The organism is Stenotrophomonas sp. X, assembly GCF_055721025.1.
In genome coordinates this window covers 4,165,072-4,184,929 of record NZ_CM146756.1, presented here as the reverse complement: position 1 = coordinate 4,184,929, position 19,858 = coordinate 4,165,072, and the positions used below count along the sequence as shown (strand labels likewise).

Genomic DNA, 19,858 nt, shown 5'->3' with positions numbered 1-19,858 from the left:
TGCAACAACGGGTTGGCGATCCACGATTTCCGCAAGGGGCCGGTTGTACGCATAATGACCGGTCCCAGCACACGTCGACGAGGCACACCCGCATGGCCCGCATCATCGCCATCGCCAACCAGAAGGGTGGCGTCGGCAAGACCACGACCGCCGTCAACCTGGCCGCTTCCCTGGCCAACGCACCCAAGCGCGTGCTGCTGGTCGACCTGGATTCGCAGGGCAACGCGACCATGGGCAGTGGCGTGGACAAGCGTGAGCTGGCCGCCTCCACCTACGATCTGCTGCTGGGCGAGTCCAGCGCCGCCGATGTACGCGTGCAGACCGCCGAAGGCTACGACCTGCTGCCCGGCAACATCGACCTGACCGCCGCCGAGATCCAGCTGATGGCGCAGAGCGAGCGCGAGCAGCGGCTGAAGCGCGCGCTGGCACCGATCCGCGACGAGTACGACTACATCCTGATCGACTGCCCGCCGGCGCTGTCGCTGCTGACGCTCAACGCGCTGGCCGCCGCCGATTCGGTGATCGTGCCGATGCAGTGCGAGTACTACGCCCTGGAAGGCCTGAGCGCGCTGGTGGAAACCATCGAAGCGCTGCGTGCCAACCTCAATCCGGCGCTGGAGATCGAAGGCGTGCTGCGCACCATGTTCGACGTGCGCAACAACCTGGCCAACGCGGTGTCGGCCGAGCTCACCGAGCACTTCGGCGATCGCGTGTTCCGCACCATCGTGCCGCGCAACGTGCGCCTGGCCGAGGCACCCAGCCATGGCCAGAGCATCGTCGGCTACGACCGCGCCTCGCGCGGTGGCGTGGCCTACCTGGGCCTGGCCGGCGAGATCATCCGCCGCAACAACGAACGCAACAAGGCCACCAAGGCCGTGGAGACCGTCTGATGACCAGCAGCAAGCCGGCAGCCAAGAAGCGAGGCCTCGGCCGTGGCCTGGATGCGCTGCTGGGCCCGAAAGGCGCGGTCAGCCAGGTGCAGGCCACCACCGCGGTGATCGAGCCGCTGCCGGGTGAAGTGCTGCGCAAGCTGGCCGTGGGCCAGTTGCAGCCGGGCAAGTACCAGCCGCGCCGCGAGATGGACGAGGGCAAGCTGTCCGAGCTGGCCGACTCGATCAAGTCGCAGGGCGTGATCCAGCCGATCCTGGTGCGCCAGCTGCCGGCGGGCAACTACGAAATCGTCGCCGGTGAACGCCGCTGGCGCGCATCGCAGCTGGCCGGGCTGGACGAAGTGCCGGTGGTGGTGCGCGAGCTGGAAGACCGCACCGTCATCGCGATGGCGCTGATCGAGAACATCCAGCGCGAAGACCTCAACCCGCTGGAAGAAGCCGAAGCGCTGCAGCGCCTGATCAGCGAGTTCACCCTCACCCATGCCGAGGCCGCCGAGGCCGTCGGCCGCTCGCGCGCGGCGGTGTCCAACCTGCTGCGCCTGCTGGAACTACCAGTGGCGATCCGCCTGCTGCTGGAAACCCGCCGCCTGGAAATGGGGCATGCCCGTGCGCTGCTGACCCTGGCCCCCGAACTGGCCGGCAAGCTGGCCCAGGAAGCGGCCGACGAAGGCTGGTCGGTGCGCGAGGTCGAGCGGCGCGCGCAGGCTTTCGCCGCCGGCAAGGTGCCGAGTAGCCGTCCGGTGGCCACGCCGAAGGTGCAGCAGGCCGACATCGCCTCGCTGGAAACCGAGCTGTCCGAAGCGCTCGGCGCCAAGGTGGCGATCAGCCACGGCCGTGGCGGCAAGGGCAAGCTGATCATCCACTACACCGATCTGGACACCCTGGACGGCGTGCTGGAAAAACTGCGCACGCGCCAGGGCTGAGCCCGGCGCCGCGTCGGGGGGCGGCCTGTTCCTGCCGCCCCGCGAATGACAGGGAACGCACCGCCACGCGCACCGGGAATGCACTGACCTCCCGCCGTGGCCTCATCCAGGGAGCAGGACATGAGCAACGACTACGAGGACGTCAGCCCGGACGGCACCCAGATACTGGTACATCGCCGTGAGAAGGACTTTGTGCTCGCCATCGGCGAAGAACGGCACATCGAGGCGATCAGTGCCCACATCGAACACCACCTGGGACCGGTGTCCGGTGTCTTCCATGAAATCATCTCCGACCTGGTGCACATCGACGTGCACGTGGTGCCGGCCAATGACCACTGCCCGTACCTGCGCCTGGTCACCTCCGGCATGAGCGACCTGCCGATGACCGTGCCCGCCGAGGTGGATGCGGACGTGCCGCGCTACATGGAACTGATGGTGACCCTGCCGGCCGACTGGCCGATCTCCCAGGACGCCTTCGAGGATGAGCGCAACTACTGGCCGGTGCGCCTGCTGAAGGGCATGGCGCGGTTGCCGCACGAGTACGACACGTGGCTGGGCTTCGGCCACACCATTCCCAACGGCCATCCCAGCGAGCCCTATGCGCCGGGCGTGGGTTTCGACGGTGCCATCGTGCTGCCGCCGGTGACCGCCCCGGAGGACTTCGCCACGCTGGAGCTGGAGGATGGCAATACCATCAGCTTCATGAGCCTGGTTCCGCTGTACCCCGAAGAGATGGACCTGAAGCTGAAGAAGGGCGCCGACGCCCTGCTCGACCGCTTCGACGCGAAGAAGATCCAGGATGTAATCGAACCCGGCCGCACCAACGTGGCGAAGAAGCGTTTCGGTTTGTTCTGAGATCGGTAACATCAGGGGCCTGAACTTCGTTTCCAGGCCCCTGCCATGACCATCCTGCTCACCGGCGCTGCCGGCTTCATCGGTGCCTACACCGCCCGCGCGCTGCTGGAGGCCGGCCAGGCCGTGGTCGGCCTGGACAACTTCAACGATTACTACGACCCGCAGATCAAGCGTGACCGCGTGGCCGCGCTGTGTCCGGCGCTGGACCTGCGCACGCTGGACCTGACCGACCAGCAGGGCTTGGCCGCGCTGTTCGACGAGGTGCAGCCGACCGCGGTGATCCACCTGGCCGCGCAGGCCGGCGTGCGCTATTCGCTGGAAAACCCCCATGCCTACGTCGACAGCAACCTGGTCGGCTTCGTCAACATGCTCGAGCTGTGCCGCCACCGTGGCGTGCAGCACCTGGTGTACGCCTCCAGCAGTTCGGTCTACGGCGATTCGGCCACGCCGCCGTTCTCCGAAGACCAGCGCGTGGACCAGCCGCGCTCGCTGTATGCGGCGACCAAGGCGGCCAACGAGCTGATGGCCTACACCTACGCGCAGCTGTACGGCCTGCATGCCACCGGCCTGCGCTTCTTCACCGTGTACGGCCCGTGGGGCCGGCCGGACATGGCACCGCTGCTGTTCTCGCGCGCGGTGCTGGCCGGGCGGCCGATCGACGTGTTCAACGAAGGCCGCATGCAGCGCGATTTCACACATGTCTCCGACATCGTCTCCGGTATCCTCGGCGCCCTCGCGCATCCGGCCGACGGTCCGGTGCCGCACCGGGTGTTCAACCTCGGCAACCATACGCCGGTCGAGCTGGAGCGCTTCATCAGCGTGATCGAGCAGGCCGCCGGCCGCCCCGCGCAGAAGGTCTACAAGCCCATGCAGCCCGGCGACATGGTGCGCACGATGGCCGATACCCGGCGCGCACATGACGCTTTCGGCTTCGATGCGGTGACCCCGATCGAACAAGGCCTGCCGCCTGTGGTGCAGTGGTGCCGCGAGTATTTTGGCGATCGCGCCTGAGGACGGATCCTCACGCCGCCGGGTTCATCTTCGGATAACCTCGGTTTCGGAGAATGCGCGGTCTTTGTCCCCCCTTTGGCCGAGTGCCTTATGAGCCAACCCGAGCTTTCCGTTGTCGTCCCGGTATTCAACGAGCGCGACAATGTCGCCCCGCTGGTCGCCGAAATCACCGCTGCGCTGCGTGGCCGGCTGCCGTTCGAGATCGTCTACATCGACGATCACTCGCGCGATGACACCCTGGCGGTGCTGCAGGGACTGAAGGCGACCACGCCGGAACTGCGGGTGCTGCACCACGTGAACCAGAGCGGGCAGAGCACCGCCGTGCGGACCGGCGTCAAGCATGCGCGGGCGCCGTGGATCGCCACCCTGGATGGCGATGGCCAGAATGATCCGGCCGATATTCCCAAGCTGCTCGCCGCACGCGACGCCGCCGAGGCGCAGGTGAAGCTGTTCGCCGGCTGGCGCGTCAACCGCCAGGACAGCGGCAGCAAGCGCTGGGCCAGCAAGTGGGCCAACGCCATCCGTGCGCGCATGCTGCGCGATGACACGCCCGACACCGGTTGCGGCATCAAGCTGTTCGAACGCAGCGCGTTTCTCGACCTGCCGTACTTTGACCACATGCACCGTTACCTGCCGGCGCTGATGCAGCGTGCCGGCTGGAAGACCACCAGCGTGCCGGTCAACCACCGCCACCGTACCGCCGGCGTGTCCAAGTACAACAACCTCGGCCGCGCGCTGGTCGGCATCCGCGACCTGCGTGGCGTGGCCTGGCTGATCACCCGAAGCAAGCGCACCGCGGTGGAGGAGCGCTGATGGATCTGGAGCTGCACTGGCTGGATCAGCCCCTCACCTGGCTGTACTGGACCGGCCTGCATGTGACCGGCTGGAAGCTGATCGGCTACACCGGCGCACTGATGTTCGGCGGCCGCTGGCTGGTCCAGTTCATTGCCTCCAAGCGTGCCGGCAAGCCGGTCATCCCGCGCCTGTTCTGGTACATGAGCGTGATCGGCAGCCTGATGACCCTGAGCTACTTCCTGTTCTCGGCCAAGCAGGACTCGGTGGGCGTGCTGCAGAACCTGTTCCCGGCGTTCACCGCCCTGTACAGCCTGCACCTGGATATCAAGCACCGCGGCTGGAAGCGCGACAGGGCCAGCCACTGAGGGCGCGGGGTGCCTGCCATGGGTAGAGTCGACTGTCAGTCGACTTTCGCGCGGAGCGCGGGCTTTGCTACGTCTGGCGGAAGAGCAGCCGACTAACAGTCGGCTCTACCCAGTCGGCTCTACCACGCGCCTCCGGCGCTGGGGGCCCAACTTGCGGCCGGTTCCCGGTCCTGCCTGCGCTGCAAGCAGGACCTTCGTCCCATGCCATGGGCCGTGGGCGGTGCCATGATCGGGGTCTGCCTTCCCGGGAACCTGTGCTCGTGAAAACCCGTCTTGCCGTTGCCCTGCTGCTCGCCATGTCCGCCCCCACCGTGGCCTTGGCCGCTGCGCCCACCGCCGCCGCCGCGCCCGCCAGCGTGGCCACCGAATCGCCCGCAGATGCCGCCTTCCGCGCGCTGTACGAGAAGGAATGGAAGTGGCGCCAGCAGGGCGGTGGTGAAGCCAGCGAGGACGAAGACGCGCCCGCCAACGCCACCCGCATGCCCGACGTCGGCCCGGCCGCGCAGCAGGCACGCCTGAAGGTGTGGGACGAGACCCTGGCCGCGCTGAAGAAGATCGACCCGAAGACCCTGTCGCCGGACAACCAGGTCAACTACGCGATTTACCACGACCAGGTGTTCAACCTGGCCGAAGAGACGCGCCTGCGCGGCTACGAAATGCCGTTCAACGCCGATTCCTCGTTCTGGTCCAACCTGTCCTTCATGGCCCGGCGCGAGATGAAGACCGTGCAGGACTACCAGAACTACATCGCACGGCTGAACGATGTGCCGCGTTACTTCGGCCAGCAGACCGAGAACATGCGCGCCGGCCTGAAGCGCGGCTTCAGCGTGCCGCGCGCGGTGCTGGATGGCCGCGAAGTGTCCATCGCCACCGTCGCCGAACTGAAGGACCCGACCGAATCGCCGCTGTACGCGCCGTTCAAGAAGCTGCCCAACAGCATCCCGGCCGCCGAACAGGCCAGGCTGCAGGCGCAGGCGCGTGAAGCGATCAGCGGCAAGGTGGTGCCGGCGTTCCAGCAGCTGCGCGCCTTCTTCGTCAACGAGTACGTGCCGCAGGCGCGTACCACCCTGGCCGCCGAAGCGATGCCCGATGGCAAGGCGTACTACCGGCAGCAGATCCACGAATACACCACGCTGGACCTGTCGCCGGACGAGATCCACCGCATCGGCCTGGATGAAGTCGCACGCATCCAGAAGGAAATGAACGACATCATCAAGCAGGTGAAGTTCAAGGGCAGCTTCGCCGAGTTCCTGACCTTCCTGCGTACCGATCCGCAGTTCTATGCGAAGACGCCGGAAGAGCTGCTGTCGCGCGCCGCGTGGATCTCCAAGCGCGCCGATGGCCAGCTGGGCAAGTACATGACGCTGCCGCGCGCACGCTTCACCATCGTGCCGGTGCCGCCGGACATCGCACCGTTCTGGACGGCCGGCCGCGGTGGCATGGGTACCTACTGGCTCAACACCTACAACCTGCCGTCGCGCCCGCTGTACAACCTGCCGGCACTGACCCTGCATGAGTCCGATCCGGGCCACGCGTTGCAGGGCGCCATCGCCGCCGAGCAGAAGAACCTGCCCGAGTTCCGCCGCAACGCCTACATCTCCGCCTATGGCGAAGGCTGGGCGCTGTACTGCGAGAAGCTGGGCGTGGAAATGGGCATCTATGAAACCCCGTACGAGGATTTCGGCCGTCTGACCTACGAGATGTGGCGTGCTGCGCGCCTGGTGATCGACACCGGCGTGCACAGCAAGGGCTGGACCCGCGAGCAGGCGTTGGCCTACCTGCGTGACCACACCGCGCTGAGCGAGCATGAAGTGACCACCGAAGTGGACCGCTACATTTCCTGGCCGGGCCAGGCGCTGAGCTACAAGCTGGGCGAGATCGCCATCGTGCGCCTGCGTGCGCAGGCCGAGAAGGAGCTGGGCGACAAGTTCGACATCAAGGGTTTCCACGACACCCTGCTGAAGCAGGGCTCGGTGCCGCTGCCGGTGCTGGAACAGCAGATCCAGGCCTACATCGCCGAGCGCAAGAAGGCCTGACCCGACGCGTCGCCGGGCATGGCCCGGCGCTACCAGAATGCGCGGTGGTAGCGCCGGGCCATGCCCGGCGAGCGTGATGCGATCGGGTCAGAGCCCCGCCCGAAGGGCGGGGCTCCGACCCCCTCTCACCTCAGCCTACCGCCCGCGGCTTGGCCACCCGTGCTGCGAAGGTCGGCAGCACCAGCAGGGTCAGCACGGTGGCGGTGATCAGGCCACCGATCACCACCGTCGCCAGCGGCTTCTGCACTTCCGCACCGGAACCGCTGGCGATCGCCATCGGGATGAAGCCGACGATGGCCACCAGTGCCGTGGTCAGCACCGCGCGGATGCGGCTGGACGCACCGTTGATCGCCGCCTGCAACGGCAGGTCGCCGGCGTCCAGGCGTTCGCGGATCGCCTGCATCAGCACCAGGCCGTTCAACGTGGCTACGCCGGAGACGGCGATGAAGCCGACCGCCGCCGACACCGAGAACGGCATGCCCCGCAGCAGCAGTGCGAGGATGCCGCCGACCAGCGCCAACGGCACGCAGCTGAACACCAGAATGGCTTCCTTGCCGCTGCGCAGGGCCATGAACAGCAGGCTGCCGATCAGCAGGAACACTACCGGTACCACCGTCGCCAGCCGCTTTTCCGCGCGCTGCAGGTTCTCGAACTGGCCACCCCAGGTCAGGTAGGCACCTGGCGGCAGTGCCACGTCGGCCACCGCGGCCTGCGCTTCGCCGACGAAGCCGCCCAGGTCACGGCCACGCACGTTGGCCTGCACCACCACGCGGCGGCTGCCGTTGTTGCGGCTGATCTGGTTCGGCCCTTCGCTGACCGTGATGCGCGCAACCGACGACAGCGGAATCACCAACCCCGACGGCGTGGCGATCGGCAGTGAAGCCAGCTGGTCCGGATCGTTGCGCGCGGCATCGTCCAGGCGCACCACCACGTTGAAGCGGCGGTCGCCTTCGAAGATCTTGCCGGCCGCGGTACCGCCGATGCCGGTGGACAGTGCATCACTCACATCCGCCGCAGTCAGCCCGTACTGCGCCGCCGCCACATGATCGATCGCCACGTTCAGCGTGGGCAGGCCGGAGATCTGCTCCACCCGCACGTCGGCGGCGCCGTTCACCGCACGCAGCTTCAACGCCACCTGGTCGGCCACCTTCTGCAGCTGGCCGAAGTCATCGCCAAAGATCATTACGGCCAGGTCGGTACGCACGCCGGAAATCAGCTCGTTGAAGCGCAGCTCGATCGGCTGGCTGAACTCGAAGCTGTTGCCCAGCTGCTGCCCGGCCAGCTTTTCGAAACGGGCCACCAGCGCGTCCTTGGCCAACTTCGGATCGGGCCAGTCCTTGCGCGGCTTCAGCACGATCACGCTGTCGGAGATGTTGGTCGGCATCGGATCGATCGCCGCCTCGGCGGTTCCGGTACGCGAGAACACGGTCTCCACTTCCGGCTGCGTGGCAATCACCTTTTCCAACGCCAGCTGCATGGCCAGTGACTGCTCCAGCGACGTCGACGGCACGCGCAACGCCTGCATCGCCACGTTGCCTTCGTCCAGCGTCGGCATGAACTCGCGGCCCAGCAGCGAGAACGAGCCGATGCCCACCACCACCATCATCACCGCACTGGCCACGACCGTGCGCGGATGCGCCACGGCCTTGCGGATCACCGGCTCGATGCGCGCACGCAGCACGCGTATCAGCCTGGTCTCGTGCTCGCCGTCGTCCGCATGTGCATCGCCGTCCTTCAGCTTCGGCTCGCGCACAAGCAGCGCCGTCATCGCCGGCACGAAAGTGAAGGAGAACAGGAAGGCACCGACCAGAGCCAGCATGAAGGTCGCCGCCATCGGGTGGAACGTCTTGCCCTCCACACCTTCCAGGGTGAGGATCGGCGCGAACACCAGCAGGATGATCAGCTGGCCGAACGCCGCCGGGCGCGCCATCTTCAGCGCAGAATCGGCGGCCACGCGCAGCCGTTCCATCGTGGTCAGCGCACGGCCCAGTTCGGCGCGGCGCTGGCCCAGCATCAGCAGCGTCGACTCGACCACGATCACCGCACCGTCCACCAGGATGCCAAAGTCCAGTGCACCCAGGCTCATCAGGTTGCCGCTGATGCCGAAGCGGTTCATGCCGATCACCGCGAACAGGAACGACAGCGGAATCACCAGCGCGGTGATGGTGGCCGCGCGCAGATTGCCCAGCAGCAGGAACAGCACCACCACTACCAGCAGCGCGCCCTCGGTGAGGTTCTTGGCCACGGTCTTGATGGTGGAATTGACCAGCACGCTGCGGTCCAGCACCGGCGCGGCCACGATGTCGGCCGGCAGCGACGTGTTCACCTGTTCCAGGCGCGCCGCAGCGGCCTGCGCCACGGTGCGGCTGTTGCCACCGGCGATCATCAGCGCGGTGCCCAGCACAGCCTCGTGGCCGTTGCGGCTGGCTGCACCCAGGCGCGGCGCGCGGCTCAGTTCCACGGTGGCCACATCGGCCACGCGTACCACCACGCCATTGCGGGTGGCCACCGGCGCCTGTGCAAGATCCTCGGTGGTCAGCGCCAGGCCATCGGCACGCACCACCAGGCCTTCGCCGGCACGCTGCACGAAGCCGGCGCCGGCCTGCACGTTGGAACGCTGCAGGGCAGTGACCAGGTCGGCCAGGCCGAGGCCATGCGCGGCCAGTTTGGCGCTGTCAGGATGCACGCCGTATTCCTTGACGTAGCCGCCGACCGTATCGACCCCGGCCAGCCCCGGGCTGGAGCGCATCTGCGGCGCGATGATCCAGTCCTGCACGGTGCGCAGGTAGGTCGCGCGCTCTTCCGGCGTGCGCAGCAGGTTGCCTTCCGGCGTGCGGTAGACCTCGCCGGCCTGCCAGCCGGCTTCACCGGGCTTGGCCAGCCTGGCCGGATTGAACGCGGTGAAGTCCACCGTCCACATCAGCACCTCGCCGAGGCCGGTGGTGACCGGCGACAGCATCGGCGACGCACCATCGGGCAGGTCTTCCGATGCCTCGCGCATGCGTTCGGCCACCTGCTGGCGGGCGAAGTAGATGTCGGTGGCATCGGTGAAGATCGCAGTGACCTGCGAGAAGCCATTGCGCGACAGCGAACGCGTGGTGGTCAGGCCGGGAATGCCGGCCAGCGCGGTTTCCAGCGGATAGGTCACCTGCCGCTCGATCTGCTCCGGGGTCAGTGCTGGCGCCACCGTGTTGATCTGTACCTGGCGATTGGTGATGTCCGGCACCGCGTCGATCGGCAGCTTGCCGAGCTGGAACAGGCCCACGGCGGCGATCAGCGCGGCCATGAACACCACCAGCCAGCGGTGGCGCACCGCTGTTTCAATGATCAGCTTGAACATGGTCGCCTCCTCAGTGGCCGTGCTCGGCTTCGCCCTTGGCCAGTTCGGCCTTGAGCAGGAAGGCGTTGGCACCGACGATGCGCTCGTTGCCGGTCAGCCCACCGAGGATCTCGATACGGTCGCCGGCGCGACGCCCGGCCAGTACCGGCTGCGCCTTGAAGCCGCCTTCGACGGCGACGAACACCGCGCTGCTGCCATCGACGTTCTGCACCGCATCGGCGGGCACGCTGAGCGAGCCGTCCTGGCCTTCGGTGACCACCACGGCCGATACCGGCGAACCGGCTGGCGGCAGCGACGCATCCAGCGGCGTGGCGCGGATCACTGCGACGCCGCCCTGCTGCCGTACATCGGCGGCCGAACCGGTGACGGTAGCGGTGAAGCTGCCACCCGGCACGCTCACTTCCAGCGTCATGCCGGGCATGACCTGCGCAGCCAGCGCTGGCGGTGCGGTGAACACCAGCTCGTTCATCGACGGGTCGGCGACGTCGGCCACCGCACTGCCGGCGGCGACCACACCGCCCGGCGTGACCTGCACGTTACCAACGATGCCGGCCACCGGGCTGGTGATGCGCACGCGGCCACTGGCATCGGGCGCGCCGTTGGCGGCGGCCTGGGCCTGCGCGGCAGCGGCCTGGGCCTGTGCCGCCAGCGAACGTGCGCGCGAGGCTTCCATCTCCTGGCGCGCGACCACGCCCTGGTCGACCAGGGCCTTGTCGCGGCCATAGGCCAGGCGCGCGGCCTCGGCTTCGGCCGAGGCGGCCAGCGCATTGGCACGGAACACCGCCGCTTCGCCACTGACCACGATGGCCAGGGCCTGGTTCTGCTTCACTGCGGTGCCCGGTGCGACCAGCACGCGTTCGACGCGGCCGGTCACGGTCGAGGCCACCGAGGCACGGGCACCGACCGAGGGTTCCACCCGACCGGCGAGACGGGTGGAACCGCCACCGCCGCGACCGACGGCAACCACTTCGATACCGGACGCCTTGATCTGCTCGGGCGTCAGCTGCACCACGCCTTCGTCGGCGTCAGCAGGCGCCTTCGCGATTTCTGCCTTGGCTTCCTTGCTGCTGGCGGCGTGGCCATGGCCATCGTCGGTGCCGGCCTTGGCCGCAGCGGGGTCTTCATTGGCAGGCGTCTGCGCGTTGCCGGCGCAGCCGGCCAGCAGCACAGTCAGCAGCATGCCGCCGATCAGCGGAAAAGTACGGGAGAGAGTCATGGGGCCTCCACAAAGGGTGCGCGCCCTTCAAGGCGGGCAAGATCGATTTCCGCGCCGACGCGCGACAGGCGCGCATCCACGGCGGCGGCGCGGGCGGCGATAAGAGCGCTGCGCGTGCTGCGCAGTTCCAGCTGCGAGATGCGTCCGGCGTCGAAGCCGATGCGGGCCAGGCGATACGCCTCTTCGGCGGCGACCACGCTTTCGTCGGCGGCACGGGTTCGGCTGCCGGCGGCCTTCAAACCGGCCACGGCGGAGAGGCGTGCCGCCTCGCTGTCGCGGCGCTGCTGGTCCAGGCGCGCCTCGGCCGCGCGCTGGTCGGCGTTGGCGGCGCGGATGCCACCGCGGTTGCGGTCGAACAGCGGGATGCTGATGCTGACGCCGAGGTTGTAGGCACGCTCGCCGCCTTCGCGGAAGCGGGTCTGCGCGGCGGTGACGCTGAGGTCGGGCAGGGCACGCTTGCGCTCCACCTCGACCAGTTTGCCCGCCGCATCGGCTTCGGCTTCGGCGATGCGCACGGCCAGCGCTACATCGGTGGCACCGCGCGGCAGCGGCGGCGCACGGTCGAGCAGGCTGTCGTCGATCGACTGCACCGGCGCATCCAGCAGTGCAGCACCGGCCAGGCGGGCCAGCGCGGCATCGCGGAAGGCCTGCGCTTCATCCAGCGCGGCGCTGGCGTTGGCCACTTCGCTCTGCGCCTGCACCGCACGCAGCTGCGGTTCGCGGCCCTCCTTGACCATCGCGTTGACCGCGTTGGCGTCATCGCGGGTAAGACTCAGTGCCTCTTCGGCCAGGGTGTAGCGGCGCAGTGCACTTTCCGCCTGTGCGTAGACCACCGCCAGCTGGCTGGCCACATCGCTGCGGCTCTGCGTGCCACGCAGGTTGGCCGCCTGTGCCTCGGCGCGGGCTGCACGGACGCGCGCGCCGCGCTGGCCCCAGACCTCCAATGGCTGGGACAGGGTAAGCACAGTATCGGCCCTGCCCATGCCGCCATAGGAGCCGGTACCCCAGGCGTTCTCGGCGGAGTAGGAGAGTGAAGGGTTGGGCAACGCACGGGCTTGGTCGGCGCGCGCATCGGCGGCCTCGGCCAGCGCCGCACCGACGCGGGTGCCGGGCAGCTGGTCCAGGCGTTCAAGCAGGGTGTCATAGGAAGGGGCGGCTTGCGCCATCACCGCTGCCGCTGGGGCCAGGCCCAGCAACACGGCGACGACCCGCCCGGCCGCACGCAGCGACCGAGGTGTCAGGATCGACATAGGGGGATTCCGGTTGTGAGTGAAACGGGAGCCCGCAATCGCGGGACGCGCTCAACTCACGCCCGGGGGGGACGCGTCAATTCATCCTGGGCGACCGCATAGGTCGCCGCGTCGCCGGCATTCATCCAGCGCGCCGGCAGCGGCGCACCGAAGGCGGCGAGGGTGCTGGCCGGAAGGCTCAGGTTGGAGTGGTGGCAGTGGTTGTGGCTGCAGGCACCGGCGTGCTTGCTGTCACTGTCACCCTCGGCATCGTTGGTGTTGCTTTCCACGTGCACCGCAGTGGTGTCGTGCGGTTCGACCGCGCAGGCCAGCACGTCGGCCACCGGCACGACCACGAATGCCGCCATCAGCAGCATCATCAGGTACGTACGCAGTTGGCGGGTGATCCGGCGCATGGAAGGGAGGCTAGCAAGCGGTTTTCGCCGGATACAATATCAATGGCCGCTTCGGGAATCCGTCGGAATTTCCCGTTCAGGTGGACCGGGCACGCCTTTCGGCCCACCGGGCTGCGCTTCTGTAGAGCCGAGCCCATGCTCGGCTGCTGTCGCACGATCAGCCGAGCATGGGCTCGGCTCTACAGCGAAGGTCATGGCAGCTTCGCGATCACCTTGATCTCGAACTGGAACCCGTACAGCCAGGTCACGCCGATACCGGTCAGGGTCGGGTGCGGCGCCTGGCCCCAGTACTCGGGCACGATCGCCCAGGCCTTCTCGAAGTTCTTCTCCGGATCGACCAGGAACACGGTCACGTCGATTACGTCATCGAACGTGCAGCCTGCGGCAGCCAACACCGCATTGAGATTCTCGAAGGCGCGGCGCACCTGCATTTCGAAGTCCGGCTCGGGCGAGCCGTCCTCGCGGCTGCCGACCTGGCCGGAGACGAACAGGAAACCGTTGGATCGGATCGCCGGCGAATAGCGGTTGCGCTCGTACAGCGCTTGGCGGCCGGCGGGGAAAACGACATCACGCTGTGACATGGGGAAGATCCCGTGGGAGAGGACGCCATCCTCCCCGCCAGCGGTGTCTGGATAAACCGCGATGATCGGCCTAGATTGATTGCCAATTCCAAACAATCACGGCCAGCCATGGACCGTTTCGAGGCGATGCGGGCGTTTGCCCGGGTGGTGGAGACTGGCAGCTTCACCCGTGCGGCGCAGACCCTGCAGATCAGCCGCACCACGGCCACCCAGCTGGTGCAGCAGCTGGAGGCACACCTGCGGCTGCGCCTGCTCAACCGCACCACGCGCCGGGTCAGCGTCACCGCCGACGGCGCGGCCTACTACCCGCGCATCGCCCGCCTGCTGGCCGAGCTGGAAGAGGTGGAGGGCGGGCTGGGTGACGCAGCCAGCCAGCCGCGCGGCCGCCTGCGGGTGGATGTGCCGGGGCCTTACGCGCGGCTGCGGCTGGTACCGGCGCTGCCGGAGTTTCAGGCGCGCTACCCGGAGATCCAGCTGGATATCGGCGTCAGTGACCGCGAGGTCGACGTCATCGCCGACAACGTCGACTGCGTGATCCGCGGCGGCACCCCTGCCGACCCGGCACTGGTGGCGCGGCCGCTGGCGGCGCTGCCGATCGGCTTCCACGCCAGCCCCGGCTATGTGCAGCGTTTCGGCCTGCCGACCGATCCGCGCGCGCTGGAAGGGCCCGATCACCACATGGTCGGCTTCCTCAGCCCGCGTAGTGGCCGCGCACGCGTGTTCGTTGCACAGCGCGGCGATGAGCGCATCGAGGTGCAGGGCTGCTACACGGTCGGTTTTGACGACGGCAATGCCTATCTGGCCGCAGCGCTGGCGGGGTTGGGCGTGGTGGCGCTGCCCAGCTACATGGCCGAGCCGCACGTGGCGCGCGGCGAGCTGTTGCCGGTGTTGCCGGACTGGCAGCTGCCGCCGATGCCGATGCATGTGATGTTCCCGCCGAACCGGCACATGAGCCAGCGGCTGCGGGTGTTCATCGATTGGGTGGTGGAAGCGCTGGGGTGATCGCGCGCGCGCATCTGTAGAGCCGAGCCCACGCTCGGCCGCTTCTGGCACCAGCGCTCAAGGCCCGCGCTTCGCGCGTGAGCCGAGCACGGGTTCGGCTACAGGGAGGGCTTCCTGCTGCAAGCATGCGAAAATCATCGCGGCACGCAACAGGAAACATCGCCACGCATGAATCGCATCGTCGCACTGGACACCGAAACCACCGGCATCTCCCACCGCCTGGGGCACCGGGTGATCGAAATCGGTGCCGTCGAACTGATCGATGGTCAGCTCACCGGCCGCCAGTTCCACACCTACCTGCAGCCGCAGCGCAAGGTGGACTGGGGCGCACAGCGCGTGCATGGCATCAGCGATGCAATGCTGGTGGGCAAGCCATTGTTCTCCAGCAAGGCTGCTGAACTGCTCGACTTCCTGCGCGGCAGCGAGATGGTCGCGCACAACGCCACCTTCGATGTGGGCTTCCTGGACAACGAGCTGCGTCTGTCCGGTATTCCTGGCACGCTGGCCCAGCATTGCCGCATCACCTGCAGCCTGAAGCTGGCGCGCGGGCGCTGGCCCGGCCAGGGCAACAAGCTGGACGATGTGCTGCAGCGCCTGCGTATTCCCAGCCAGCGCGGCCTGCACGGCGCGTTGAAGGATGCCCATCTTCTCGCCCAGGTGATTCCGCACCTGCGTTGAGCCGGCCCGGTCATTGTTGTAGAGCCGAGCCCACGCTCGGCTCAGGCGTTCCGGGACGCAGCAGCCGAGCGTGGGCTCGGCTCTACAGGGGGCGATCGCCGCATTCAGCCCCCGCCTGTGGGTAACTTGCGCAAGTGCTTGAACCCGTGCATAATGCGCGGCTCGCTGTGTCCGGTTTCCTACCGGGCGGCGCCCCCGGGAGCACGTCCCCGGCCGCCCAACGCCAGCGTAACCCTTTGATTCTCTTGACGTGTGGTGGGCAACCATCGAGGCCGCCGTCGCCCGGGCTACGGGCTGACAACTACTACTATCGAGGTGCGCAATGTCCCGCGTATGCCAGGTTTCCGGCAAGCGAGTGCAGACGGGTAACAACGTCTCGCACGCCAACAACAAGACCCGTCGTCGTTTCCTGCCGAATCTGCACGAGCGCCGTTTCTGGGTGGCCAGCGAGAACCGCTGGGTCAAGCTTCGTGTTTCCGCGCATGCACTGCGCACCATCGACAAGAACGGCATCGATTCCGTTCTGGCTGAGCTGCGTGCGCGCGGCGAAAAGGTCTGAGGAGTAAAGCATCATGGCAGGCAAGCGCGATAAGGTCCGTATGATTTCCTCGGCCGGTACCGGCCACTTCTACACCACGGACAAGAACAAGAAGAACACCCCGGGGAAGATGGAATTCCTGAAGTACGATCCGGTCGTGCGCAAGCACGTCCTGTACAAGGAAGGCAAGATCAAGTAATCCGCACGGATTGCTGGTCCCCGCGAAGAAACCCGCCCTTGTGGCGGGTTTTTTTATGCCCTGCATTTACCTGGTGGATACCGACCGTTCCGATGCTGCTGTGGTGGTGGTGGGTGCCGACCGTTGGTCGGCACTGGGCAGTCCCTGCGCACGCTGTCGCCAATGGCGCCATGCCTGGAGCGAAGGGCCGATTGCGATAAGTGATTCTTCCTACTGGTTCCGGCGCCTCGCGCTGTTCAAATCGATTGGAACGACGGGCGTGGCCGTGCCCATGATGGCGAGCCGCTGCGGTTGCAGCGGTCGGGCTTGCAATCCCGTGAAGTCAATCAATCAGTAGACTCGCCCGCCGTCGCCGGAGATCCCTCCGGCGACGGTTGGTGACCTATCCGCCTCTATGGCGGACGGTGCGAGGGGGCCTTGCGCCCGCCGGTTCGTTTGCTGATTGATTGCTTCCCGGTATTGCAACCACGCATCGTCCGCCACCTTCACGGTGGCCAGATCCGTTGAAGGAGGTTGCATGAACACCCCATCCCACCGGCAGGACCTGGAACTGGGCTGGCTGCGCCTGCAGCGCATGCTGCAAGGCATCGAGGGCATGGCGCTGCTGCTGTGCGACCACCATCTGGCACTGGCCAACGGCGCGCCGTCACCGCTGCCGGAGACGCAGCTGGAGCGGGCCGCACAGGCGATCGCCTGCATGGCGCTCAACGGCCGCCGCCATGCCGACGCGGTGCGGCAGCTGTGCGAGGTGCCGGTGCGGCATTGATCCATCCTGTAGAGCCGAGCCCACGCTCGGCTGCTCCGCTGTCGGGCCGAAAGGCAGTCGAGCATGGCTCGACTCTGCAAATCCTGCTGGGCAGAATGGCCCATCACCTCCCGACGGGCGACACGATGCTGTTCGAGTGGTTGCTGGGTTCCTACCTGCTGCTGATCGACTGGCTGATCCGGCTGGTCGCGCTGTGCTGGATTCCCACCCGCACCACGCCGGGGGCGGCGCGCAGCTGGCTGCTGCTGGTCGGCTTCGTGCCGCTGCTGGGCCTGCCGCTGTACCTGCTGTTCGGCCACCCGTGGCTGTCGCGCGAGCGCATCCGCCGCCAGGCCGAGGCCTCGCAGGTCATCCGCGAGGAACAGGCGCTGCAGCATCGCCTGCGCTGGACACCGCAGCCGGACACCGCCTGCGCCGAGATCGTGCCGCTGGTGCAGCGCCAGGGCGACTTCATGCCCGTGCACGGCAACGCGGTCGACCTGCTGACCGACTACGACGAATCGCTGCACACGCTGATTGCCGATATCGACCAGGCCGAAGACCGCGTGCACCTGCTGTACTACCTGATGTTCGATGACGCGGTCGGCGAGGCCATTGTCGAGGCCTTGCAGCGTGCCGCCGCGCGTGGCGTGCAGTGCCGCGTGCTGCTCGACGCGGTGGGCGCCAAGCGCGGCCTGCGTGCCTATCGCAAGCGCCTGCAGGCGCGCGACATCGAAGTGCGCGCGATGCTGCCCGGTGGCCTGCGCTGGCGCCGCAGCGGGCGCATGGACCTGCGCAACCACCGCAAGATCGCGGTGATCGACAACGAAGTGGCCTATGTCGGTTCGCAGAACCTGGCCGGCCCGCAGTTCGTGCCCGGCCACCCGAACCGCGAACTGGTGGCGCGCGTGCGCGGCCCGGCGGTGGCGCATCTGGAAGCGGTGTTCGCCAGCGACTGGTACATGGAAACCGGCCAGCGCCTGGACGTGATCGCCGATGTGCCCGAGTGCAGCGACGACATCGCCACCCAGCTGCTGCCCAGCGGCCCGGCTTATCCGTACAGCAACGCACGCGACGCGGTGGCGGCGTTGATCCATCTGGCGCGGCGACGGCTGGTGATGGTCACCCCGTACTTCGTGCCCGACGAAGCCACGCTCAGCGCCTTGCGCATTGCGGCGTTGTCCGGCGTGCAGGTGCAGCTGATCCTGTCGGCCAGCAACAACCAGCGGCTGACCTCGTGGGCGCAGGAGGCCTACTACGACGAGCTGCTGCGCTGTGGCGTGCGCATCGCGCTGTACGAGCCGCAGTTCCTGCATGCCAAGCACATGAGCGTGGACGAGGACATCGCCGTGCTCGGCTCGATCAACATGGACATCCGCTCATTCGCGCTGAATGCCGAAATCGGCCTGGTCTGCTACGACCGCGCGCTGGTGCAGCAGCTGTGCGCGATCGAGGATGGCTACCTGCGCGAGTCGCGGCAGCTGGACCTGCAGCAGTGGCGCAGCCGTCCCACGTGGCGGCGCAGCCGCGAAGGCATCGCACGGCTGGCCGATGCGTTGATGTGAAACGGTGGCAACCGCCCGCTTCGGCAATCCGGCCCGTCATCGCCGATGGCCTACAATCGGCGCATGACTGATTCACCGCGTAATGGCGAACTGGACCTGGCAATCATCGGTGGTGGTGCGGCCGGGGTGCTGGTGGCGATCCAGGTGCTGCGCCAAGCCAAGGCGCCACTGGCGTTGGCCATTCTCGAACCGGCTTCGCAGCTGGCCCAGGGCATCGCCTATGCCACGCCGTGGCCGGAGCACCTGCTGAACGTGCCGGCGGCGAAGATGAGTGCGTTTGCCGACCAGCCCGGCGATTTCCTCGACTACCTGATGGCCGCCAACGCCTACCCGGGCCAGGCGCGCGAGGTGCTGGGCGAGCGTTACGTATGCCGCCACTACTTTGCGGCCTACCTGCAGCAGCGCCTGCAGGAGGCCGCTGCGGCCAGCCCGGCGCAGCTGCAGGTGATCGCGCAGCCGGTGCTGGGCCTGCAGCCGGATGACCATGGCTACCGGCTGGCACTTGGCGATGCCCGGACGCTGCACGCCGCGCAGGCGGTGCTCGCCACCGGCAACAGCATGCGGCCGCTGCCGGTGGCCGGTGCTGATGCGCTGCCTGCGGATGACGTGATCGAGGCCTGGGACTACGACGGCGTGCGTACCCTGGCCGGTGAGCAGGCCGTGGCCATCGTCGGCTCCGGCCTGAGCATGGCCGACACCGTGCTGGCGCTGGTTGCCGCCGGCCACACCGGCCCGCTGCACGTGATCTCGCGCCATGGCCTGTTGCCGCTGCCGCATGCGCATGGCGGCCTGCCCACGTTCGACCCGGCCACGCTGCTGCAGATGAACCTGCGCCAGCGCCTGCGCGCGTTGCGTGGGTTTGCGCGCCAGGCGCAGGCCGACGGGCTGCCGTGGCAGGGCGTGATGGACCGCATCCGTCCGCACGGGCAGGCGCTGTGGTGCAGCCTCGACGCGGCCGACCAGCGTCGCTTCCTGCGCCATGTGGTGCGCTACTGGGACGTGCATCGCCACCGCATCGCCGAAGAGGTCGACGCACAGCTGCAGGCGCTGATCGAAAGCGGCCAACTGCGCATTCACCGGTCCCGCCTGCAATCCGTCGGCCGCGAAGGCGATGCCCTGCGGCTGTCGGGTCGCGATGCCAACGGCAATGAACAGCACTGGACGATCGGCGGTGTGGTCAACGCCACCGGCGTGGAAACCCGCGCCAGTGCGTTGCGCAATCCGTTGCTGCAGCAGCTGCAGGCCGATGGCCTCGCTCGCCCCGGCCCGCATGGGCTGGGCCTGGACAGCACGGTGCCGGGCGAACGCCTGCGCAGCGCCAGTGGCCAGCCGCAGGCACGGCTGGGCGTGCTCGGCAGCCTGCGCATCGGCAGCCTGTGGGAAAGCCTGGCGGTGCCTGAACTGCGTCAGCAGGCGCAGGCGCTGGCCACCCAGGTGGTCGCAGGAGCCGCGACGGCGATGCCGTAAAATGGGG

19 protein-coding genes are annotated in these 19,858 nt (G+C 67.8%); 14 read left to right on the top strand and 5 right to left on the bottom strand.

Annotated elements, in window-relative coordinates; all coding sequences use genetic code 11:
- The first annotated feature begins 92 nt into the window (after positions 1 to 92).
- The 7 genes from ACZ75I_RS19215 to ACZ75I_RS19185 all read left to right on the top strand — a co-directional run bounded on the left by ACZ75I_RS19215 (position 93) and on the right by ACZ75I_RS19185 (position 6,875).
- Positions 93 to 890, top strand: coding sequence for a ParA family protein (locus ACZ75I_RS19215; RefSeq protein WP_005420387.1), 798 nt, complete (start codon positions 93 to 95; stop codon positions 888 to 890).
- Complete coding sequence (locus ACZ75I_RS19210) at positions 890 to 1,813, top strand: ParB/RepB/Spo0J family partition protein (RefSeq protein WP_180869786.1); 924 nt, start codon at positions 890 to 892, stop codon at positions 1,811 to 1,813. Before ACZ75I_RS19215 ends, ACZ75I_RS19210 begins: the two co-directional genes overlap by 1 nt.
- A 120-nt stretch (positions 1,814 to 1,933) precedes the next feature.
- On the top strand, positions 1,934 to 2,668 hold the full coding sequence (locus tag ACZ75I_RS19205; protein ID WP_346476947.1) for a suppressor of fused domain protein: 735 nt from the start codon (positions 1,934 to 1,936) through the stop codon (positions 2,666 to 2,668).
- 45 nt (positions 2,669 to 2,713) lie between these two features.
- On the top strand, positions 2,714 to 3,679 hold the full coding sequence (locus tag ACZ75I_RS19200) for an NAD-dependent epimerase/dehydratase family protein (protein WP_061480450.1): 966 nt from the start codon (positions 2,714 to 2,716) through the stop codon (positions 3,677 to 3,679).
- Positions 3,680 to 3,769: 90 nt separating this feature from the next.
- On the top strand, positions 3,770 to 4,492 hold the full coding sequence (locus ACZ75I_RS19195; protein ID WP_005420380.1) for a glycosyltransferase family 2 protein: 723 nt from the start codon (positions 3,770 to 3,772) through the stop codon (positions 4,490 to 4,492).
- Entirely contained in the window at positions 4,492 to 4,839 is a 348-nt protein-coding gene (locus ACZ75I_RS19190; protein ID WP_049415940.1) for a lipid-A-disaccharide synthase N-terminal domain-containing protein, read from the top strand. Before ACZ75I_RS19195 ends, ACZ75I_RS19190 begins: the two co-directional genes overlap by 1 nt.
- A gap of 260 nt (positions 4,840 to 5,099) precedes the next feature.
- A complete protein-coding gene (locus tag ACZ75I_RS19185) occupies positions 5,100 to 6,875 on the top strand; it encodes a DUF885 domain-containing protein (protein ID WP_185807426.1) in 1,776 nt (591 codons plus the stop codon).
- 130 nt (positions 6,876 to 7,005) lie between these two features.
- Here ACZ75I_RS19185 and ACZ75I_RS19180 read toward each other — a convergent pair whose 3' ends face one another.
- From ACZ75I_RS19180 to ACZ75I_RS19160, 5 genes are all read right to left on the bottom strand, one after another.
- Positions 7,006 to 10,215 (bottom strand): efflux RND transporter permease subunit, encoded by a 3,210-nt coding sequence (locus ACZ75I_RS19180; RefSeq protein WP_346476949.1) that lies wholly within the window; start codon positions 10,213 to 10,215, stop codon positions 7,006 to 7,008.
- 10 nt (positions 10,216 to 10,225) lie between these two features.
- Positions 10,226 to 11,431, bottom strand: coding sequence for an efflux RND transporter periplasmic adaptor subunit (locus ACZ75I_RS19175; protein WP_180882407.1), 1,206 nt, complete (start codon positions 11,429 to 11,431; stop codon positions 10,226 to 10,228).
- On the bottom strand, positions 11,428 to 12,681 hold the full coding sequence (locus ACZ75I_RS19170) for a TolC family protein (RefSeq protein WP_346476950.1): 1,254 nt from the start codon (positions 12,679 to 12,681) through the stop codon (positions 11,428 to 11,430). The genes ACZ75I_RS19175 and ACZ75I_RS19170 overlap by 4 nt, the downstream gene beginning before the upstream one ends.
- Positions 12,682 to 12,737: 56 nt before the next feature.
- Positions 12,738 to 13,076: a hypothetical protein gene (locus ACZ75I_RS19165; protein ID WP_346476951.1), complete on the bottom strand. Its 339-nt coding sequence runs from the start codon at positions 13,074 to 13,076 to the stop codon at positions 12,738 to 12,740.
- A gap of 191 nt (positions 13,077 to 13,267) precedes the next feature.
- Positions 13,268 to 13,657: a RidA family protein gene (locus tag ACZ75I_RS19160; protein WP_061480533.1), complete on the bottom strand. Its 390-nt coding sequence runs from the start codon at positions 13,655 to 13,657 to the stop codon at positions 13,268 to 13,270.
- A gap of 108 nt (positions 13,658 to 13,765) precedes the next feature.
- On the opposite strand from ACZ75I_RS19160, the gene ACZ75I_RS19155 reads away from it, so the two are divergent.
- The 7 genes from ACZ75I_RS19155 (at position 13,766) to ACZ75I_RS19125 (ending at position 19,851) form a co-directional block, all read left to right on the top strand.
- Positions 13,766 to 14,659: a LysR family transcriptional regulator gene (locus ACZ75I_RS19155; protein ID WP_061480534.1), complete on the top strand. Its 894-nt coding sequence runs from the start codon at positions 13,766 to 13,768 to the stop codon at positions 14,657 to 14,659.
- Between the two features lie 168 nt (positions 14,660 to 14,827).
- On the top strand, positions 14,828 to 15,337 hold the full coding sequence (dnaQ, locus tag ACZ75I_RS19150; RefSeq protein ID WP_061480535.1) for a DNA polymerase III subunit epsilon: 510 nt from the start codon (positions 14,828 to 14,830) through the stop codon (positions 15,335 to 15,337).
- A gap of 322 nt (positions 15,338 to 15,659) precedes the next feature.
- Positions 15,660 to 15,896: a 50S ribosomal protein L28 gene (gene rpmB, locus ACZ75I_RS19145; protein WP_005411638.1), complete on the top strand. Its 237-nt coding sequence runs from the start codon at positions 15,660 to 15,662 to the stop codon at positions 15,894 to 15,896.
- Positions 15,897 to 15,906: 10 nt separating this feature from the next.
- Positions 15,907 to 16,074, top strand: coding sequence for a 50S ribosomal protein L33 (gene rpmG / locus ACZ75I_RS19140; RefSeq protein ID WP_169411268.1), 168 nt, complete (start codon positions 15,907 to 15,909; stop codon positions 16,072 to 16,074).
- Between the two features lie 517 nt (positions 16,075 to 16,591).
- A complete protein-coding gene (locus ACZ75I_RS19135; protein ID WP_346476952.1) occupies positions 16,592 to 16,840 on the top strand; it encodes a hypothetical protein in 249 nt (82 codons plus the stop codon).
- 125 nt (positions 16,841 to 16,965) lie between these two features.
- The gene (gene cls, locus ACZ75I_RS19130; RefSeq protein WP_061480536.1) at positions 16,966 to 18,384 is read left to right on the top strand and encodes a cardiolipin synthase; all 1,419 of its coding nucleotides are present in this window, start codon (positions 16,966 to 16,968) and stop codon (positions 18,382 to 18,384) included.
- A 45-nt stretch (positions 18,385 to 18,429) separates the two neighbouring features.
- Positions 18,430 to 19,851: an FAD/NAD(P)-binding protein gene (locus tag ACZ75I_RS19125; RefSeq protein ID WP_472958527.1), complete on the top strand. Its 1,422-nt coding sequence runs from the start codon at positions 18,430 to 18,432 to the stop codon at positions 19,849 to 19,851.
- Positions 19,852 to 19,858: the final 7 nt, after the last annotated feature.

Bases quoted from the DNA above. Each gene is read 5' to 3' on its own strand.
- ACZ75I_RS19215 (WP_005420387.1), top strand. From the start codon at position 93: ATGGCCCGCATCATCGCCATCGCCAACCAGAAGGGTGGCGTCGGCAAG.
- ACZ75I_RS19210 (WP_180869786.1), top strand. From the start codon at position 890: ATGACCAGCAGCAAGCCGGCAGCCAAGAAGCGAGGCCTCGGCCGTGGC.
- ACZ75I_RS19205 (WP_346476947.1), top strand. From the start codon at position 1,934: ATGAGCAACGACTACGAGGACGTCAGCCCGGACGGCACCCAGATACTG.
- ACZ75I_RS19200 (WP_061480450.1), top strand. From the start codon at position 2,714: ATGACCATCCTGCTCACCGGCGCTGCCGGCTTCATCGGTGCCTACACC.
- ACZ75I_RS19195 (WP_005420380.1), top strand. From the start codon at position 3,770: ATGAGCCAACCCGAGCTTTCCGTTGTCGTCCCGGTATTCAACGAGCGC.
- ACZ75I_RS19190 (WP_049415940.1), top strand. From the start codon at position 4,492: ATGGATCTGGAGCTGCACTGGCTGGATCAGCCCCTCACCTGGCTGTAC.
- ACZ75I_RS19180 (WP_346476949.1), bottom strand. From the start codon at position 10,215: ATGTTCAAGCTGATCATTGAAACAGCGGTGCGCCACCGCTGGCTGGTG.
- ACZ75I_RS19175 (WP_180882407.1), bottom strand. From the start codon at position 11,431: ATGACTCTCTCCCGTACTTTTCCGCTGATCGGCGGCATGCTGCTGACT.
- ACZ75I_RS19170 (WP_346476950.1), bottom strand. From the start codon at position 12,681: ATGTCGATCCTGACACCTCGGTCGCTGCGTGCGGCCGGGCGGGTCGTC.
- ACZ75I_RS19165 (WP_346476951.1), bottom strand. From the start codon at position 13,076: ATGCGCCGGATCACCCGCCAACTGCGTACGTACCTGATGATGCTGCTG.
- ACZ75I_RS19160 (WP_061480533.1), bottom strand. From the start codon at position 13,657: ATGTCACAGCGTGATGTCGTTTTCCCCGCCGGCCGCCAAGCGCTGTAC.
- ACZ75I_RS19155 (WP_061480534.1), top strand. From the start codon at position 13,766: ATGGACCGTTTCGAGGCGATGCGGGCGTTTGCCCGGGTGGTGGAGACT.
- dnaQ (WP_061480535.1), top strand. From the start codon at position 14,828: ATGAATCGCATCGTCGCACTGGACACCGAAACCACCGGCATCTCCCAC.
- rpmB (WP_005411638.1), top strand. From the start codon at position 15,660: ATGTCCCGCGTATGCCAGGTTTCCGGCAAGCGAGTGCAGACGGGTAAC.
- ACZ75I_RS19135 (WP_346476952.1), top strand. From the start codon at position 16,592: ATGAACACCCCATCCCACCGGCAGGACCTGGAACTGGGCTGGCTGCGC.
- cls (WP_061480536.1), top strand. From the start codon at position 16,966: ATGCTGTTCGAGTGGTTGCTGGGTTCCTACCTGCTGCTGATCGACTGG.
- ACZ75I_RS19125 (WP_472958527.1), top strand. From the start codon at position 18,430: ATGGCCTACAATCGGCGCATGACTGATTCACCGCGTAATGGCGAACTG.